The 14,726-nt window shown below is 68.4% G+C and carries 15 protein-coding genes; 11 read left to right on the top strand and 4 right to left on the bottom strand.

Annotation, left to right across the window (positions count from 1 at the left end; translation table 11 throughout):
• Positions 1 to 20: 20 nt before the first annotated feature.
• From AC1Q5B_RS03640 to AC1Q5B_RS03625, 4 genes are all read left to right on the top strand, one after another.
• Positions 21 to 2,885 carry a M16 family metallopeptidase gene (locus AC1Q5B_RS03640; RefSeq protein ID WP_492630363.1) on the top strand — a complete coding sequence of 955 codons (2,865 nt, stop codon included), beginning with the start codon at positions 21 to 23 and terminating at the stop codon, positions 2,883 to 2,885.
• A 108-nt stretch (positions 2,886 to 2,993) separates the two neighbouring features.
• The gene (locus tag AC1Q5B_RS03635) at positions 2,994 to 3,311 is read left to right on the top strand and encodes a DUF4156 domain-containing protein (protein ID WP_492630362.1); all 318 of its coding nucleotides are present in this window, start codon (positions 2,994 to 2,996) and stop codon (positions 3,309 to 3,311) included.
• Between the two features lie 123 nt (positions 3,312 to 3,434).
• Positions 3,435 to 4,451 (top strand): 3-oxoacyl-ACP synthase III, encoded by a 1,017-nt coding sequence (locus tag AC1Q5B_RS03630; RefSeq protein ID WP_492630361.1) that lies wholly within the window; start codon positions 3,435 to 3,437, stop codon positions 4,449 to 4,451.
• Between the two features lie 67 nt (positions 4,452 to 4,518).
• Complete coding sequence (locus tag AC1Q5B_RS03625; protein WP_492630360.1) at positions 4,519 to 5,409, top strand: alpha/beta fold hydrolase; 891 nt, start codon at positions 4,519 to 4,521, stop codon at positions 5,407 to 5,409.
• Positions 5,410 to 5,656: 247 nt separating this feature from the next.
• On the opposite strand, the gene AC1Q5B_RS03620 is transcribed toward AC1Q5B_RS03625, so the two are convergent.
• Positions 5,657 to 6,037: a YkgJ family cysteine cluster protein gene (locus AC1Q5B_RS03620; RefSeq protein WP_492630359.1), complete on the bottom strand. Its 381-nt coding sequence runs from the start codon at positions 6,035 to 6,037 to the stop codon at positions 5,657 to 5,659.
• 93 nt (positions 6,038 to 6,130) lie between these two features.
• Between AC1Q5B_RS03620 and oleC the strand changes: the two genes are divergently transcribed.
• The 5 genes from oleC (at position 6,131) to ubiB (ending at position 11,690) form a co-directional block, all read left to right on the top strand.
• Positions 6,131 to 7,774 carry an olefin beta-lactone synthetase gene (gene oleC, locus AC1Q5B_RS03615; protein WP_492630358.1) on the top strand — a complete coding sequence of 548 codons (1,644 nt, stop codon included), beginning with the start codon at positions 6,131 to 6,133 and terminating at the stop codon, positions 7,772 to 7,774.
• Positions 7,771 to 8,772 carry a 2-alkyl-3-oxoalkanoate reductase gene (gene oleD / locus AC1Q5B_RS03610; RefSeq protein ID WP_492630357.1) on the top strand — a complete coding sequence of 334 codons (1,002 nt, stop codon included), beginning with the start codon at positions 7,771 to 7,773 and terminating at the stop codon, positions 8,770 to 8,772. Before oleC ends, oleD begins: the two co-directional genes overlap by 4 nt.
• A gap of 278 nt (positions 8,773 to 9,050) precedes the next feature.
• Positions 9,051 to 9,209 (top strand): DUF1328 domain-containing protein, encoded by a 159-nt coding sequence (locus AC1Q5B_RS03605; protein WP_146388387.1) that lies wholly within the window; start codon positions 9,051 to 9,053, stop codon positions 9,207 to 9,209.
• A gap of 190 nt (positions 9,210 to 9,399) precedes the next feature.
• A complete protein-coding gene (locus tag AC1Q5B_RS03600) occupies positions 9,400 to 10,041 on the top strand; it encodes a ubiquinone biosynthesis accessory factor UbiJ (RefSeq protein ID WP_492630356.1) in 642 nt (213 codons plus the stop codon).
• Complete coding sequence (gene ubiB, locus AC1Q5B_RS03595) at positions 10,038 to 11,690, top strand: ubiquinone biosynthesis regulatory protein kinase UbiB (protein WP_492630355.1); 1,653 nt, start codon at positions 10,038 to 10,040, stop codon at positions 11,688 to 11,690. Before AC1Q5B_RS03600 ends, ubiB begins: the two co-directional genes overlap by 4 nt.
• A gap of 63 nt (positions 11,691 to 11,753) precedes the next feature.
• On the opposite strand, the gene AC1Q5B_RS03590 is transcribed toward ubiB, so the two are convergent.
• On the bottom strand, positions 11,754 to 12,146 hold the full coding sequence (locus AC1Q5B_RS03590) for a hypothetical protein (protein WP_492630354.1): 393 nt from the start codon (positions 12,144 to 12,146) through the stop codon (positions 11,754 to 11,756).
• 166 nt (positions 12,147 to 12,312) lie between these two features.
• On the opposite strand from AC1Q5B_RS03590, the gene AC1Q5B_RS03585 reads away from it, so the two are divergent.
• The gene (locus AC1Q5B_RS03585; protein ID WP_492630353.1) at positions 12,313 to 12,879 is read left to right on the top strand and encodes a type 1 glutamine amidotransferase domain-containing protein; all 567 of its coding nucleotides are present in this window, start codon (positions 12,313 to 12,315) and stop codon (positions 12,877 to 12,879) included.
• A 24-nt stretch (positions 12,880 to 12,903) separates the two neighbouring features.
• Here AC1Q5B_RS03585 and AC1Q5B_RS03580 read toward each other — a convergent pair whose 3' ends face one another.
• On the bottom strand, positions 12,904 to 13,284 hold the full coding sequence (locus tag AC1Q5B_RS03580; RefSeq protein ID WP_492630352.1) for a hypothetical protein: 381 nt from the start codon (positions 13,282 to 13,284) through the stop codon (positions 12,904 to 12,906).
• Positions 13,285 to 13,287: 3 nt separating this feature from the next.
• Entirely contained in the window at positions 13,288 to 13,602 is a 315-nt protein-coding gene (locus tag AC1Q5B_RS03575) for a hypothetical protein (RefSeq protein WP_492630351.1), read from the bottom strand.
• A gap of 77 nt (positions 13,603 to 13,679) precedes the next feature.
• Here AC1Q5B_RS03575 and AC1Q5B_RS03570 point away from each other — a divergent pair, with 77 nt between their 5' ends.
• Positions 13,680 to 14,531, top strand: coding sequence for an endonuclease/exonuclease/phosphatase family protein (locus AC1Q5B_RS03570; protein ID WP_492630350.1), 852 nt, complete (start codon positions 13,680 to 13,682; stop codon positions 14,529 to 14,531).
• Positions 14,532 to 14,726: the final 195 nt, after the last annotated feature.

Below are 14,726 nucleotides of genomic sequence, written 5' to 3'. Positions count from 1 at the left end.
CAGTATTCAAGGAGTGTCCGATGTCCGTTTACCGCCGGCCCCGCACCGCCCTGCTTGCCGTTGCCCTCTCCGCCGCCCTCGGCGGTCTGGCCTATGCGCCGGCCCCCACGTATGCGAAGCCGGCCACCGGCGCGGACATCGTCATCCCGTACGAGGAGTTCACCCTGCCCAACGGCCTGCGGGTGATCGTGCACACCGACCGGAAGGCACCGATCGTGGCCGTCAACATCTGGTACCACGTGGGCAGCAAGAACGAGACCCCGGGGCGCACCGGCTTCGCGCACCTGTTCGAGCACCTGATGTTCCAGGGCAGCGAGAACCACGACGGCGAGTTCTTCACTCCGTTCGAACTGGTCGGCGCCACCGACCAGAACGGCACCACCAACCAGGACCGCACCAACTACTTCCAGAACGTGCCGACCACCGCGCTCGACATGGCGTTGTGGATGGAGTCCGACCGCATGGGCCACCTGCTCGGCGCGATCGACCAGAAGGCGCTCGACGAACAGCGCGGCGTGGTGCAGAACGAGAAGCGCCAGGGCGAGAACCAGCCCTACGGCCGCCGCATCAGCGCGCGCATGTTCGAGGCGCTGTATCCGGCCGGGCATCCGTACAGCTGGCAGACCATCGGTTCGATGGCCGATCTCGACGCCGCCACGCTGGACGACGTGAAGACCTGGTTCCGCAGCTGGTACGGCCCGAACAATGCGGTGCTGGTGCTGGCCGGCGACATCGACGTCGCCACCGCCAAGGAGAAGGTCGCGCGCTACTTCGGCGACATCCCGGCCAGCGCCACGCTGGCGGACATGAAGACCAACATCCCGACGCACGCCAAGGACACGCGCGAGACCGTTCCCGACCGCGTCCCGCAGGTACGTGTTTACCGCGCGTGGCCGGTGGCCGAGATGGGCACGAAGGATGCCACGCTGCTCGACCTGTTCGCGCAGGTGCTCGGCGGCAGCGCGGCCTCGCGCTTCGACACGCGGCTGGTGCACGGCGAGAAGATCGCCGACCAGGCGTCCGCCTACCAGTGGAGCAGCGAGATCAGCGGCACCTTCTTCCTGATGTCCACGGTGAAGGAAGGCGTCGATCCGGCCAAGGTCGAGGCGGCGCTGGACGAAGAGCTCAAGCGCCTGATCACCCAAGGCCCGACGGCCGAGGAACTGGAGCGCGCGCGCGTCTCCGGCGTGGCCGGCTTCGTGCGCGGCATCGAGCGCATCGGTGGCTTCGGCGGCAAGTCCGATGTGCTGGCCTCGTGCGCCGTCTACCAGAGCAAGCCGGACTGCTACAAGGACGAGCTGGCGATCTACGCCAGCGCCACGCCGGCCGAGGTGCAGGCGGCGGCGAAGAAGTGGCTGAGCGGCGGATCGCACACCATCCTGGTGCAGCCGAGCGAGACCCCGGCCTCGGCCTTGCCGGAGAAGGTGTTCGCGGCTCCGGCCACCACGCCGGCCGCCACCCCGAAGGTGGATCCGAAGTTCAAGACGATCGCCAGCACCGTCGACCGCAGCGCGGGCGTGCCGAAGACCACCACCTTCCCGGACCTGAAGTTCCCGGCCGTCCATCGCGCCACGCTGTCCAACGGCATGCAGGTCGCGCTGGCCGAGCGCCATGAAACGCCGGTGGTGCAGATCAACGTGGAGTTCCCCGGCGGTTACGCCGCCGATGTCGGCAAGAAGCTCGGCACCGCCAGTTTCGCGATGCAGATGATGGACGAGGGCGCCGGCGAGTACGGTGCGCTCGACTTCGCCGCCCGCAAGGAGGCGCTGGGTGCGGAACTGACCACCGGCGCCGGCCTGGACTCGGCCTCGGTCGGACTGTCGGCGCTGACCGACAAGCTGGCGCCCTCGCTGGACCTGCTGGCCGACGTGCTGCGTCGTCCGACCTTCGCCCCGGCCGAAGTGGAGCGCGTGCGCGCCACCTGGATCGCCGGCATCAAGCAGGAGAAGGCGCGCCCGCAGACCGCGGCGCTGCGTACGCTGCCGCCGCTGCTGTACGGCGCCGGCCATCCGTACGCCATTCCGTTTACGGGTTCGGGCACCGAGGCATCAATCGCGTCGCTGACCCGTGACGACCTGGCCGCCTTCCACCGCGACTGGCTGCAGCCAGACCAGGCCCGCATCACCATCGTCGGCGACACCACGCTGGCCGAGATGGTGCCCCTGCTGGAAGCCCGCCTGGGCGACTGGAAGGCAGCCCCGAACGCGCCGAAGCTGGCCGCGGTGCCCAAGGTGGCGAACGCCGCCAAGCCGCGCGTGTTCCTCATCGACCAGCCCGGCGCGATCCAGTCGAACGTCTACGCCGCGCAGGTGGTGCCCCCGACCGGCGACGCCGGCACCATCGATTTCGACTTCGCCAACGGCGTGCTGGGCGGGCAGTTCACCTCGCGCCTGAACTCCAACCTGCGCGAGGACAAGCACTGGGCCTACGGCTCCTACAGCGGTGCCCGCAACGCCCTGGGCCAGCGGCCCTGGTGGGCCAGCGCTGCGGTGCAGAGCGATCGCACGGCCGACTCGATGAAGGAACTGCAGAAGGAAATCAGCCAGTTCGCCACCGGCCAGGCGCCCGCCACGCCGGAGGAGATCACCAAGGTCCGCGCCGCCAATACGCTGGAATTGCCGGGCGCCTATGAGACCGCGTCCGCGGTGCTGGGCCAGATCGCGTCCAACCAGCGTTACGGCCGCCCGGACGACTACATCGTCCAGTACAAGGCCCGCAACGAGGCCATCGGTGCCGCCGACGTGGCCAAGGCGGCCGCCACGCTCTCCCCGTCCTCGCTGACGTGGGTGGTGGTGGGCGACCTGTCGAAGGTGGGCGAATCGGTCCGCGCGCTGCAGCTGGGCGAGGCGGTCGAGCTGGACGCCGACGGTAAAGTGAAGAAGTAAGCGTGTCCTTGTCGCCGCCCCTTCCGGAAGGGGCGGTGCATGGCCCGGATTCGATTCATCCGGCATCGGCCAGAATGGCCCCCGACTCACATTCCTAGGTGACTCCCGATGCGTCTCGTCCTGCTCGCCGCTGCGTCCACCGTGTTGCTCTCCGCCTGCACCTGGGTGCATCTGGCCCCCAATGCCAGGAATGTGCGGGTGCTGCCGGCCGGGGCCGCGCCCGCCGGGTGCGAAAAGCGCAGCGAGATCACGGTGAAGGTGCAGGGCAACGTCGCCTTCTATGAACGCAACGCCCTGCGCGTGCGGGATGAGCTGGAAACCCTTGCCCGCAACGAGGCGCCGGGCGTTCAAGCCGACACCCTACAGCCCCTGGGCGATCCGGCCCACGGCGAGCAACGGTTCGCGGCGTACCGTTGCGGCCGCTGAAACGTGAACTGAGTCACAATTGGGGGTGGGTGTCCGCCGCCCCCGTTACCCGTAAAGATGCGGTGAAGGCGGGAAGCCGTTACCCTTGTCGGCCCCCTCGCCTGAGCCTTGGCGCTAACCTCGATGCTCTTCAAGAATGTCTCCATCGCGGGACTGGCGCATATCGATGCGCCCCACACGCTGACGTCCGCCGAAATCAACGCCCGCCTGCAGCCCACGCTCGACCGCCTGGGCATCAAGACCGACGTGTTGAACGATGTGGCCGGCGTGCACGCCCGCCGTCTGTGGGACGACGACGTCCAGGCCTCGGATGCCGCCACGCTGGCCGCGAGGAAGGCACTGGACGATGCCGGCATCGGTGCCGACAAGGTCGGCCTGGTGGTCAACACCTCGGTCAGCCGCGACTACCTGGAGCCGTCCACCGCCAGCATCGTCTGCGGCAACCTGGGCGTGGGCGACCACTGCCAGACCTTCGATGTCGCCAACGCCTGCCTGGCCTTCATCAATGGCATGGACATCGCCGCCCGCATGCTGGAACGCGACGAGATCGACTACGCGCTGGTCGTCGACGGCGAAACCGCCAACCTGGTCTATGAAAAGACCATCGAGCGCCTCAACGCGCCCGACGTCACTGAGCAGCAGTTCCGCGACGAACTGGCCGCCCTGACCCTGGGCTGCGGTGCCGTGGCGATGGTGCTGACGCGCCGCGCGCTGGCGCCGGAAGCCCCGCGCTACAAGGGCGGCGTGACCCGCTCGGCGACCGAGTGGAACAAGCTCTGCCGCGGTAACCTCGACCGCATGGTCACCGACACCCGCATGCTGCTGATCGAGGGCATGAAGCTGGCCACCAAGACCTTCGCCGCCGCCAAGGTCGCGCTGGGCTGGGCCGTGGACGAACTGGACCAGTTCGTCATCCACCAGGTCAGCCGCCCGCACACGCAGGCGTTCGTGAAGTCCTTCGGCATCGACCCGAAGAAGGTCATGACCATCTTTACCGAGCACGGCAACATCGGCCCGGCCAGCGTGCCGATCGTGCTGAGCAAGCTGAAGGAACTGGGCAAGCTGAAGAAAGGCGACCGCATCGCCCTGCTCGGCATCGGCTCGGGCCTGAACTGCACGATGGCCGAGGTGGAGTGGTAATCCCACCCGGCATTCGCATACCAGGGGCCGGTTCGCCGGCCCTTTTCTTTGACGGCGGCGACGCGCGATGAACCTTCCCGGCTATCCCTCCCATCCGAAGCGCTTCGAGGTCCGTCCGGGCCTGTCGATGAACTACCTCGACGAAGGTCCGCGCGATGGCGAGGTGGTGGTGATGCTGCACGGCAATCCGTCGTGGAGCTATTACTGGCGCACGCTTGTGGCGGGCCTGTCGGACACTTACCGCTGCATCGTGCCCGACCACATCGGCATGGGCCTGTCCGACAAGCCGGACGACAGCCGCTACGAGTACACCCTGCAGTCGCGTGTGGACGATGTCGCCGCACTGCTCACGCATCTCGGCATCACCGGCCCGGTCACGCTGGCCGTGCACGACTGGGGCGGCATGATCGGTTTCGGCTGGGCGCTGTCGCACGCCGCGCAGGTGAAGCGGCTGGTCATCACCAACACCGCCGCGTTCCCGATGCCGGCGGCGAAGAAGATGCCGTGGCAGATCGGGCTCGGTCGCGACTGGACCATCGGCGAGTGGATCATCCGCGGCTTCAACGCCTTCTCCGCGGGCGCCTCGTGGATCGGCGTCGAGCGGCGCATGCCGGCTGACGTGCGCCGCGCCTATGTGTCGCCGTACGACACCTGGGCGAACCGCATCTCCACCATCCGCTTCATGCAGGACATCCCGCTGGGTCCGCAGGACAAGGCGTGGTCGCTGCTGGACGCCGCCGGCAAGGCGCTGCCGTCGTTCGCCGACCGTCCCGCGTTCCTCGGCTGGGGGCTGAAGGATTTCGTGTTCGACCGGCACTTCCTGGACGGCTTCCGCGCCGCGCTGCCGAATGCGGAAGTGCATGCGTACGAAGACGCCGGTCACTACGTACTGGAAGACAAGCACGAAATCCTGGTGCCGCTGATCCGCGATTTCCTGGATCGCCATCCGTTGCCATAGAGCGGAGTCCGCTCCACTGTCCTCCGGCCGGTACCGGGATGCCTGACGGGACACGGAGCCGAGCAAGCTCGGCTCTACGTTGTTCGCGGTCAGTCCCCACCCTCTGGCCCCAGACGTCTCGTACACGGCCCGTCATCGCATGGAACGCGTAGAGCGGAGCTCGCTCCGCTGCTCTTCGGTCCGGCGCTTGGATACCCGACGGGACACGGACCCGAGCGAGCACGGTTCTACGATCGACCGTGCACGGTCAGAGCTCCGGCAGCGGATTCTTGTCCGCCTCCACCACGCCTACCCAGTCCGCCTCCACCAGCAGCGGCAGGCCGTGCGCCAACCGCGCCTTGTCGCACTGCGCGCTGCGTTCGCCGAACTCCAGCGACGCTGGCACCAGCGCGCACACCGACGGGCGCCGGTCGTGGATCGTGCAGCGGCTGTAGCGGCCGATGTCGGCATCCAGCGCGACGCACCAGGGACGCTTCTGCGAAGTGCCGCGCATCACGCGCTCGTGCACGCGCAGCGGCTCGGTCAGCTCGATCGGCACCACGCCGCCCTGCTCCGGGTCTGCCTCGCTCCAGTGGAAGCTGACGCGGAAGTGGGCGCAGCAGGCGCCGCAGGTCAGGCACGGATGCATTGGCGGGTGACTGGCGACGTTGCACGGGCGGGACGCGCATTCTGCCTGCGCCGCGGGCTGACGCAAGTACCGTCCAGCGGCGACAATGGCCGCATGACCGAACCGTGCAACATCGCCGCCAGCCTGCCCCGGCTGGCCCGCGAGCGGCCCGACCAGGTGGCGATGCGCTGCCCCGACGGCGCAGGCCGCTACACCCGCGACCTCACCTATGCGCAGCTGGACGCGCGCAGCGACGCCATCGCCGCCGGGCTGGGTGCCTACGGAATCGGCCGTGGCACGCGCGCGGTGGTGATGGTGCGGCCGTCGCCGGACTTCTTCCTGCTGATGTTCGCCCTCTTCAAGGCCGGTGCCGTGCCGGTGCTGGTGGACCCGGGCATCGACCGGCGTGCGCTGAAGCAATGCCTGGACGAAGCCGAGCCCGCCGCCTTCATCGGCATCCCGCTGGCGCAGCTCGCGCGTTGCGCACTGGGCTGGGCGAAATCGGCGAAGAAGATCGTCACCGTCGGCACGCGCTGGGGCTGGGGCGGCACCACGCTGGCGAAGATCGAGGCGCGCGGCGCCGGTGCCGGCCCGCAACTCGCGGACACTTCGCCCGACGATGTCGCCGGCATCCTGTTCACCAGCGGCTCCACCGGCGTGCCGAAGGGCGTGGTGTACCGCCATCGCCACTTCGTCGCGCAGATTGACCTGCTGCGCAACGCGTTCGGCATGCAGCCCGGCGGCGTCGACCTGCCGACGTTCCCGCCATTCGCGCTGTTCGATCCCGCGCTCGGGCTGACCTCGGTGATCCCCGATATGGATCCCACGCGTCCGGCCAGCGCCGATCCCGAAAAGCTGCACGCCGCCATCGCGCGCTTCGGCGTCACCCAGCTGTTCGGTTCGCCGGCGCTGATGAAGGTGCTCGCCGACCATGGCCAGCCGCTGCCGACGGTGCAGCGCGTGACGTCGGCCGGTGCACCGGTACCGCCGGACGTCGTCGCGAAGATCCGCACATTGCTGCCGGACAGTGGCCAGTTCTGGACGCCGTACGGCGCCACCGAATGCCTGCCGGTCGCCGTCATCGAAGGGCGCGAACTGGAAGCCACGCGCGCGGACACGGAAGCCGGTGCCGGCACCTGCGTCGGCCGCGCCGTGCCGCCGAACGAGGTCCGCATCATCCGCATTACCGATGACGCCATCGCCGACTGGGCCGAGGTCGAGATACTGAAGGACGGCGAGGTCGGCGAGATCACCGTCGCCGGACCCACCGCCACCGACACCTACTTCCGTCGCGATGCCGCCACCCGCATCGCCAAGATCCACGAAACGCAGGTCGACGGCGGCACGCGCATCGTGCACCGCATGGGCGACGTAGGCTGGTTCGATGGTGAAGGCCGACTGTGGTTCTGCGGCCGAAAGACGCAGCGCGTCGAAACCGCCGACGGCCCGCTCTACACCGAGCAGGTCGAACCCGTCTTCAACACGCATCCGCAGGTGCGCCGCACCGCACTGGTCGGCGTCGGCGAAGCGGGACGCCAGCAGCCCGTGCTCTGCTACGAACTGCATCCCGGTGCCAGCGCCGATCCGTCGCGCATCGAAGCCGAGTTGCGCGCGATCGCCGCGCGCCATCCGCACACCGCACGGATGGCCGCCTACCTGCCGCATCCGGGCTTCCCGGTCGACATCCGCCACAACGCCAAGATCGGCCGCGAGAAGCTGGCTGTGTGGGCGACAACCCAGCTGGAGCAACCTGCATGAAGATCCTCGTCACCGGTGGCGGTGGTTTCCTTGGCCAGGCGCTGTGCCGCGGCCTGGTCGAGCGCGGGCACGAGGTGATCAGCTTCAACCGCGGCCACTACCCGGTGCTGCGCGAACTCGGGGTGGGGCAGGTACAGGGCGACCTGGCCGACGGCCACGCGGTGATGCATGCCGCCGCAGGCGTGGACGCGATCTTCCACAACGCCGCCAAGGCGGGGGCGTGGGGCAGCTACAAGAGCTACCACGACGCCAACGTGGTCGGCACGCAGAACGTGCTGGACGCCTGCCGCACGCACGGCATCGGTCGTCTCGTCTACACCTCCACGCCCAGCGTGACGCATCGCGCCACGCATCCCGTGGAAGGCGGCAGCGCCGCCGACGTGCCGTATGGCGAGGGCTTCAAGGCGCCGTATGCCACCACCAAAATGATCGCGGAGAAGGCAGTGCTGGCTGCCAACGACGCCACGCTGGCGACGGTCGCGCTGCGTCCGCGGCTGATCTGGGGACCGGGCGATCATCAGATCCTGCCGCGGCTGGTGTCGCGGGCGCGCGCCGGCCGCCTGCGCATCGTCGGCAGCGGCGAGAACCGTGTCGACACCACCTACATCGACAACGCCGCGCAGGCGCACTTCGACGCGTTCGACCACCTCGCGCCGGGCGCGGCCTGCGCCGGCAATGCTTACTTCATCTCCAACGGCGAGCCGTGGCCGATGCGCAAGCTGCTGAACGCGCTCTTGGAGACCGCCGGTGCACCGCGCGTCGACAGGCAACTGTCGTTCAAGGCTGCGTACCGCATCGGCGCGGTCTGCGAGACGCTGTGGACGGTATTGCCGCTGAAAGGCGAGCCGCCGATGACGCGCTTCCTCGCCGAACAACTGAGCACGGCGCACTGGTACGACATGGCGCCTGCGCGGCGCGACTTCGGCTACGTGCCGCGTGTGTCGATGGACGAGGGCTTCGAGCGCCTGCGCGCCTGGTTGCACGCCCATCCGGTGTAGGAGAGGTCTCAGGCTCGGCCGCATTTCATTGGAAACACGAGCAAGCCAATTCGCCGATCAGGACGCGCTGCGGCGCGCTCCCTGACCTGCATGCGTAGCGCCGGCTCGAAGCGGGCGCACGACGTCCTCCGCAAGCATGGCCTTCACGCGTGAATCACGAGGCTGAAGGCTTTCCTTACCGTGCTGCAGCGCGCTCACGCGGCGATGACTTCCGCCATTCCAGCATGTCCCACGCCACTACCGGCTGCACTACTGGCCACATGCCAAAGGGAGTTTCCATGCTGCGCTACGCCGTCATCTTCTTCGTCATCGCACTCATCGCCGCCGTCCTGGGTTTCAGCGGCATCGCCGGCGCCGCCACCAACATCGCGTGGGTGCTGTTCGTCGTGTTCGTGATCCTGGCGATCATCTCGCTGCTGCGCGGCAAGCGGGTCTGACGTCACGTTGTCTCTCCGCCGGGACGGCAGGATGCCGTCGAGCCCGCCCCGAGCCCGCACGAAGCAGGCAGACGGGCGGGCGGGGCGCACACGCAGCGCCGTCGGCCTGTCGATGCCCGGTACCCCGCCGTACCGCCCTGTGCGACATGCGACAGGGGTCATCCGCGTGAACAGGCCCTAGAATGACGACATGGACCTGTCTCCGTTCGATGCCCTCAAGCCCCTCGCCGGCCGCGCACTGGAAGTCGCGCTCAACCAGGCGCTGTTGCTGGACCCCGATACCGCCGCGGCCCTTCTGCCGCTCGAAGGCCGACGTATCCAGTTGAAGGTCGATGTCCCGCCGCTGGCGATGGACATCATGGTCGGAGGCGGTCGCTTGCAGGTCGGGCCCGCGAGCGAAGTGCAGGAAGCCGACCTTGCCGTGCGCGGCACGCTCGGTGGCCTGCTCGGCCAGTTGCCGTTTTTCCGCCGCGACCACGCGACGCCCGTCGGCAAGGTGAAGGTCTCCGGCGATGCCGACCTCGCGCGCCGCCTGCAGACGCTGGCGACCCGTTTCGATCCCGACTGGTCGCTGCCGTTCACGCGCATGTTCGGCGACGTGATGGGCGTGCAGGTCGCCCATGCGGTACGCGGCGGTCTGCAGCAGGTGCGGCACGCGGCGGGCAATTTCGCCGAGAGTGCGGCGGATTACGTCACCGAGGAATCGCGCGATGTCGTCGGCCGCGAGGAACTCGAGGCCTTCCATGACAAGGTCGATGCGATCCGCGACGACGTCGAGCGCATGGCGGTGCGCGTCGGTCGCCTTGCCGCGCGCGTGGAGCATCGCTCATGAAGTCGGTGTTGCGGGCCAGCCGCATCGGCCGGGTATTGCTCCGCTATCGCCTCGATGACCTGCTCGACGGCACCCCGGTCGAACGCTGGCTGCGCCTCGGCCGTCCGTTCGTGCCGCGCGCCTCGGCCGAGATCGCCGCCCAGCCGCGCGGTGCGCGCCTGCGGCTGGCGCTGCAGGAGCTGGGGCCGATCTTCGTCAAGTTCGGACAGATCCTGTCCACGCGGCGCGACCTGATCCCACCCGACATCGCCGAGGAACTGACCCTGCTGCAGGACCGTGTCGCCCCGTTCGACGGCGACCGCGCGCGTGCACTGGTGGAGGCGGAACTCGGTCGCCCGATCCACGAAGCGTTCGAGCAGTTCGACACCACGCCGCTCGCGTCCGCGTCGATCGCGCAGGTGCACGCGGCCACGCTGCCCGGCGGGCGCGAGGTCGTGGTCAAGGTGCTGCGCCCCGACATCCGCAAGCAGATCGCCGGCGACATCGCGCTACTGGAGAGCGTCGCGGCCATCGTCGAGCGTGCGCATCCCAGCGCTGACAAGATCCGCCCGCGCGAGATCGTCGCCGAGATCGAGAACACGCTGGCGGCCGAGCTCGACCTGCAGCGCGAGGCCGGCAATGCCAGCCTGTTGCGGCGCAACTGGTCGGAGTCGCCGGACCTGTATGTGCCCGAGGTGATCTGGTCGCATACCGCCGAGCGCGCGATGACGATGGAACGCGTGCGCGGCATCCCGTCCGACGACATCGCGGCACTGGACGCCGCCGGCATCGACCGCAAGGCGCTGGCCGCCAAGGGCGTGCGCGTGTTCTACCAGCAGGTGTTCCGCGACAACTTCTTCCACGCCGACGCGCACGCCGGCAACATCTGGGTCGATCCGGAGCGGAAGACGGATCCGAGCTTCATCGCGCTGGACTTCGGCATCATGGGCCAGCTCTCGCGCGACGACCAGTACTGGCTCGCCGAGAACTTCATGGCGATCTTCAATCGCGACTACCGCCGCATCGCCGAGTTGCACGTGCAGGCCGGCTGGATGCCGTCGCACATCCGCATCGACGAGCTGGAAGCGGCCGCGCGCGCGGTCTGCGAGCCGTACTTCACCCGCCCGCTCAGCGAGATCTCGCTGGCCGAGGTGCTGGCCAAGCTGTTCCGCACCGCGCAGCGCTACGAGCTGACGCTGCAGCCGCAGCTGATCCTGTTGCAGAAGACGCTGCTGAACATCGAAGGCGTCGGCCGCCAGCTCGATCCGCAGATCGACATCTGGGCGGTGGCGCGACCGGTGCTGGAGCGCATCCTGCTGGAACGCTACAGCCCGCAGCGCGCCGCGCAGGAATTCCGCAAGCGCCTGCCGGAGATCATGACCCACGCGCCGGACATGCCGCGTCTGGTGCACGCGTGGCTCAGCCAGCAGGTGGAGGGCCGCCACGAACTGGCACTGCGCTCGAAGGATCTCGCCGATCTCGCACTGACGATGAAGGGCATGCAGCGCCGTGTCGTCGCTGCGATCCTCGGCGTCGGACTGCTGATCGTCGCGGCCGTGCTGTACGCGCTGGAAGCGGGCGGGCCGAGCCTGTTCGACGTGCCCGCCGCGGCGTGGATCGCCGGCATCGGCGGGCTGTGGGCGCTGCTGGCGGCGTGGCCGCGGCGGTGAGGCGGGAACGAGGGAAGAGGAGTGAGGAGTGAGTAGAGCGAGGACTGCTCTTTCGCTCACGACTCACTCCTTCCCGTTCACTGCTCGCCTTACCGCCCATCGCCAGCCCAACCCCACCTGCAAGGGCAAGGTCAGCAGGCAGGCCAGGGTGAACCAGCGCGGGAAGTCGTCCCATGCTGCCACGGTCACGTAGACGCCCAGGACCCCATAGATCGCGAAGATCGTCCACGCATGCGCGGTCTTCGCCACCGCCGCGACGCCCACCATCAACGCACTGCCGACGAGTCCGGCCAGGAAGACCCACAGCAGGTCGTAGGCCAGGCGCGCATCGCCGCCGGGCGGCAGCCGAAGCAGCAGGGCGAGTTCGCCGCCGGCCAGGTTCACCAAGGGGATCGCGACGATGGCCAAGGTCAGCGCCAGCACGCTGCGCAGCACGATGATCGTGGGGTTCGCCACCGTTCCCGTCTCTCCATGAACAGGCCCCATTGAAGCACGCCCCCTCGAAGCGCGCCCGCCGTCAGGCAGGCGGGTCGCGTGCATTGACGCGCCCGCAACGATTCTTTCGCGCGCCGTGCGCATGGCGCGCGCTACGGTACAGGCTCATTCGTACGGGAGTTCCCCCATGAGCCACCTGACCGGAAAGCGCGTCGCCATCCTCGCCACCGACGGTTTCGAGCAGTCCGAGCTGACCGAGCCACTGCGTGCGCTGAAGGAACACCAGGCGCAGGTCGACATCGTGTCGCTGGAGAGCGGCCGCATCCAGGGTTTCCAGCATTTCGACAAAGGCGACCAGGTCGATGTCGATCACGTGCTGTCCGAGGTCAGCGCGCAGGACTACGACGCGCTCGTCATTCCCGGCGGGCTGTTCAACCCCGACGCGTTGCGCGTCGACGAGCAGGCATTGGCGTTCACGCGCGGCTTCTTCGAGGCCGGCAAGCCGGTCGGTGCGATCTGCCACGGCCCCTGGGTACTCGCCAATGCCGATGTGCTGAAAGGCCGCACCATCACCTCGGTGCCGAACATCCGCAAGGACCTGGAGAACGCGGGGGCCACCTGGAAGGACGACGAAGTGATCGTCGACAAGGGCCTGGTCACCAGCCGCACACCGAAGGACCTGCCTGCGTTCTGCGCGAAGCTGGTCGAAGAGATCGCGGAGGGCAAGCACGGCGGCCAGCGCCGTTCGGCATGAACCGCACCCGCGATGCCACGCACCTCAGCGTGGTGTCGTCGATGCGGGAGGCGTGTCCGGTGCGCAGCGCGGCAGCGGCAACGGCCCGAACACCTTCGTGGTGCCGGCGAAGCCGCCTTGTTCGACCACGTACACCGCACGCGCGCGCGTGTCGACATGCACGAACTGCTGGTAGCCGTCGGCGACCTGGCCCATGTCCGCGAGCGGCGCGCCCAGCGAGTCCAGCACATCGGCCGGCGGCGACGCCATCACCGGCCATGCCTGCTGGATGCCGTAGGGACTGACAAAGGGTTTCAGTCGCTGCGCAACGCAAGCGCTGGCGGGTTCGCCGATGGCGGCGGGTACAGGCGCGTCGCGGCCGTCGTGGGGAACCGATGCAGCCAGCAGCAGTACGAGGGCGTGCATGCCTCAGCGGATCCGCGGGTCGTCGATCTGGATGCTGGCGTAGCGCAGCTGAGCGCCACGGACAACGCTGCAGCGGACCGCGACGTCCTGCCCGTCCGCGCGCAGCTTGCCTTCGACGAACAGGGTGTTGCCGCGGTCGACCTGCGACGAAGTCCATTGATAGGTCGGCATGCTGCGCGCGGCGTAGCGCGCTTCGGCCTCGGCGCGGCACCAGCCCACCAGGTCGTTGGCGCTGTTGATGGTGCGGTCGAGGTAGTACGGATCGTGGGCGCCGGCCTGTCCGGCGAAGGCGAACAGCGTGGCGATGAGCAATGACATGGCGATCTCTCGCTGATACGGAGTGATGGTCACGGACGCGGCCTATACTGCGGCCGGTTCCCGTGGACGAGGCGCGCATGAAGAGGATCGCACGTGGCATCGCATGGCTGGCGCTGGTGATGGCGACCGGTTTCAGTGCCGGTTTATCCGCGGCGGACGACACGCCACTTTCCGTGATGAGCTTCAACATCCGCCTGCCCGTCGAGAGCGATGGCGCCGACTACTGGGAGACGCGCAAGCCGCTGGCGGTGAAGATGCTGCGGGAGCAGGCGCCCGATGTGATCGGGCTGCAGGAACTGGTGAAGGCCCAGGCCGATTATCTGGCGAAGGAGCTGCCGCAGTACGCGTGGTTCGGCCGTGGGCGCGACGCCGATGGCGGCGGCGAGCGCATGGGCGTGTTCTACCGGAAGGACCGGCTGACGGTCGTCGAGGCCGGCGACTTCTGGTTGTCCGATACGCCGACCGTTCCCGGCAGCATCACGTGGAACCACCTGCATCCGCGTCTGGTGACGTGGGCGCTGTTCGAGCGTCGCGCCGACGGCAAGCGCTTCTATGTCTTCAACACGCATCTGCCGTACCGCGACCAGGACGAAGCCGCGCGCGTGAAAGGCGCGAAGGCCATCGCCGCGCATCTGGCCACGTTGCCGGCCGGGGTACCGGTGGTGCTGACCGGCGACTTCAACACCACGCCCGACAGCGAGGTGCATGCGGTGCTGGCCCGCACGCTGCAGGATGCGTGGACGACCGCGCCACGCGTCGAGGGCAGCGAGGCCACGTTCCACGGGTTCACGGGCAAGGCCGACAGGCGCATCGACTGGATCTTCGTGAAGGGCGTGCAGCTGGAATCGGTGACATCGGTGACCACGCGCTGGAACGACCGCTATCCCTCCGACCACTTCCCGCTGGTGGTGACGCTGAAGCTGCCGTAGCGCGGGATCGGACCATCGGGCACGAACAGCGGAAGATCGGGCCTTTGAGGCCGGTCTCCGGGCACGACGTGTCATTGATCGCTTCGACAATGCCATCGCTGGGTCCGGAAACGCGATGGGATGGCATGGAGAACGCATCGATCGCTTTCCCGAACCCGGCGACCGCTTTTCGCATGCCATCGATCGGTCTTTTCC

The sequence above is a fragment of the Pseudoxanthomonas sp. GW835-FHT14C01 genome (assembly GCF_058793715.1).
This window is presented reverse-complemented; position numbering and strand designations above follow the sequence as displayed.

Coding starts and splice junctions, on each gene's coding strand:
- AC1Q5B_RS03640 (WP_492630363.1), top strand. CDS start 21: ATGTCCGTTTACCGCCGGCCCCGCACCGCCCTGCTTGCCGTTGCCCTC.
- AC1Q5B_RS03635 (WP_492630362.1), top strand. CDS start 2,994: ATGCGTCTCGTCCTGCTCGCCGCTGCGTCCACCGTGTTGCTCTCCGCC.
- AC1Q5B_RS03630 (WP_492630361.1), top strand. CDS start 3,435: ATGCTCTTCAAGAATGTCTCCATCGCGGGACTGGCGCATATCGATGCG.
- AC1Q5B_RS03625 (WP_492630360.1), top strand. CDS start 4,519: ATGAACCTTCCCGGCTATCCCTCCCATCCGAAGCGCTTCGAGGTCCGT.
- AC1Q5B_RS03620 (WP_492630359.1), bottom strand. CDS start 6,037: ATGCATCCGTGCCTGACCTGCGGCGCCTGCTGCGCCCACTTCCGCGTC.
- oleC (WP_492630358.1), top strand. CDS start 6,131: ATGACCGAACCGTGCAACATCGCCGCCAGCCTGCCCCGGCTGGCCCGC.
- oleD (WP_492630357.1), top strand. CDS start 7,771: ATGAAGATCCTCGTCACCGGTGGCGGTGGTTTCCTTGGCCAGGCGCTG.
- AC1Q5B_RS03605 (WP_146388387.1), top strand. CDS start 9,051: ATGCTGCGCTACGCCGTCATCTTCTTCGTCATCGCACTCATCGCCGCC.
- AC1Q5B_RS03600 (WP_492630356.1), top strand. CDS start 9,400: ATGGACCTGTCTCCGTTCGATGCCCTCAAGCCCCTCGCCGGCCGCGCA.
- ubiB (WP_492630355.1), top strand. CDS start 10,038: ATGAAGTCGGTGTTGCGGGCCAGCCGCATCGGCCGGGTATTGCTCCGC.
- AC1Q5B_RS03585 (WP_492630353.1), top strand. CDS start 12,313: ATGAGCCACCTGACCGGAAAGCGCGTCGCCATCCTCGCCACCGACGGT.
- AC1Q5B_RS03580 (WP_492630352.1), bottom strand. CDS start 13,284: ATGCACGCCCTCGTACTGCTGCTGGCTGCATCGGTTCCCCACGACGGC.
- AC1Q5B_RS03575 (WP_492630351.1), bottom strand. CDS start 13,602: ATGTCATTGCTCATCGCCACGCTGTTCGCCTTCGCCGGACAGGCCGGC.
- AC1Q5B_RS03570 (WP_492630350.1), top strand. CDS start 13,680: ATGAAGAGGATCGCACGTGGCATCGCATGGCTGGCGCTGGTGATGGCG.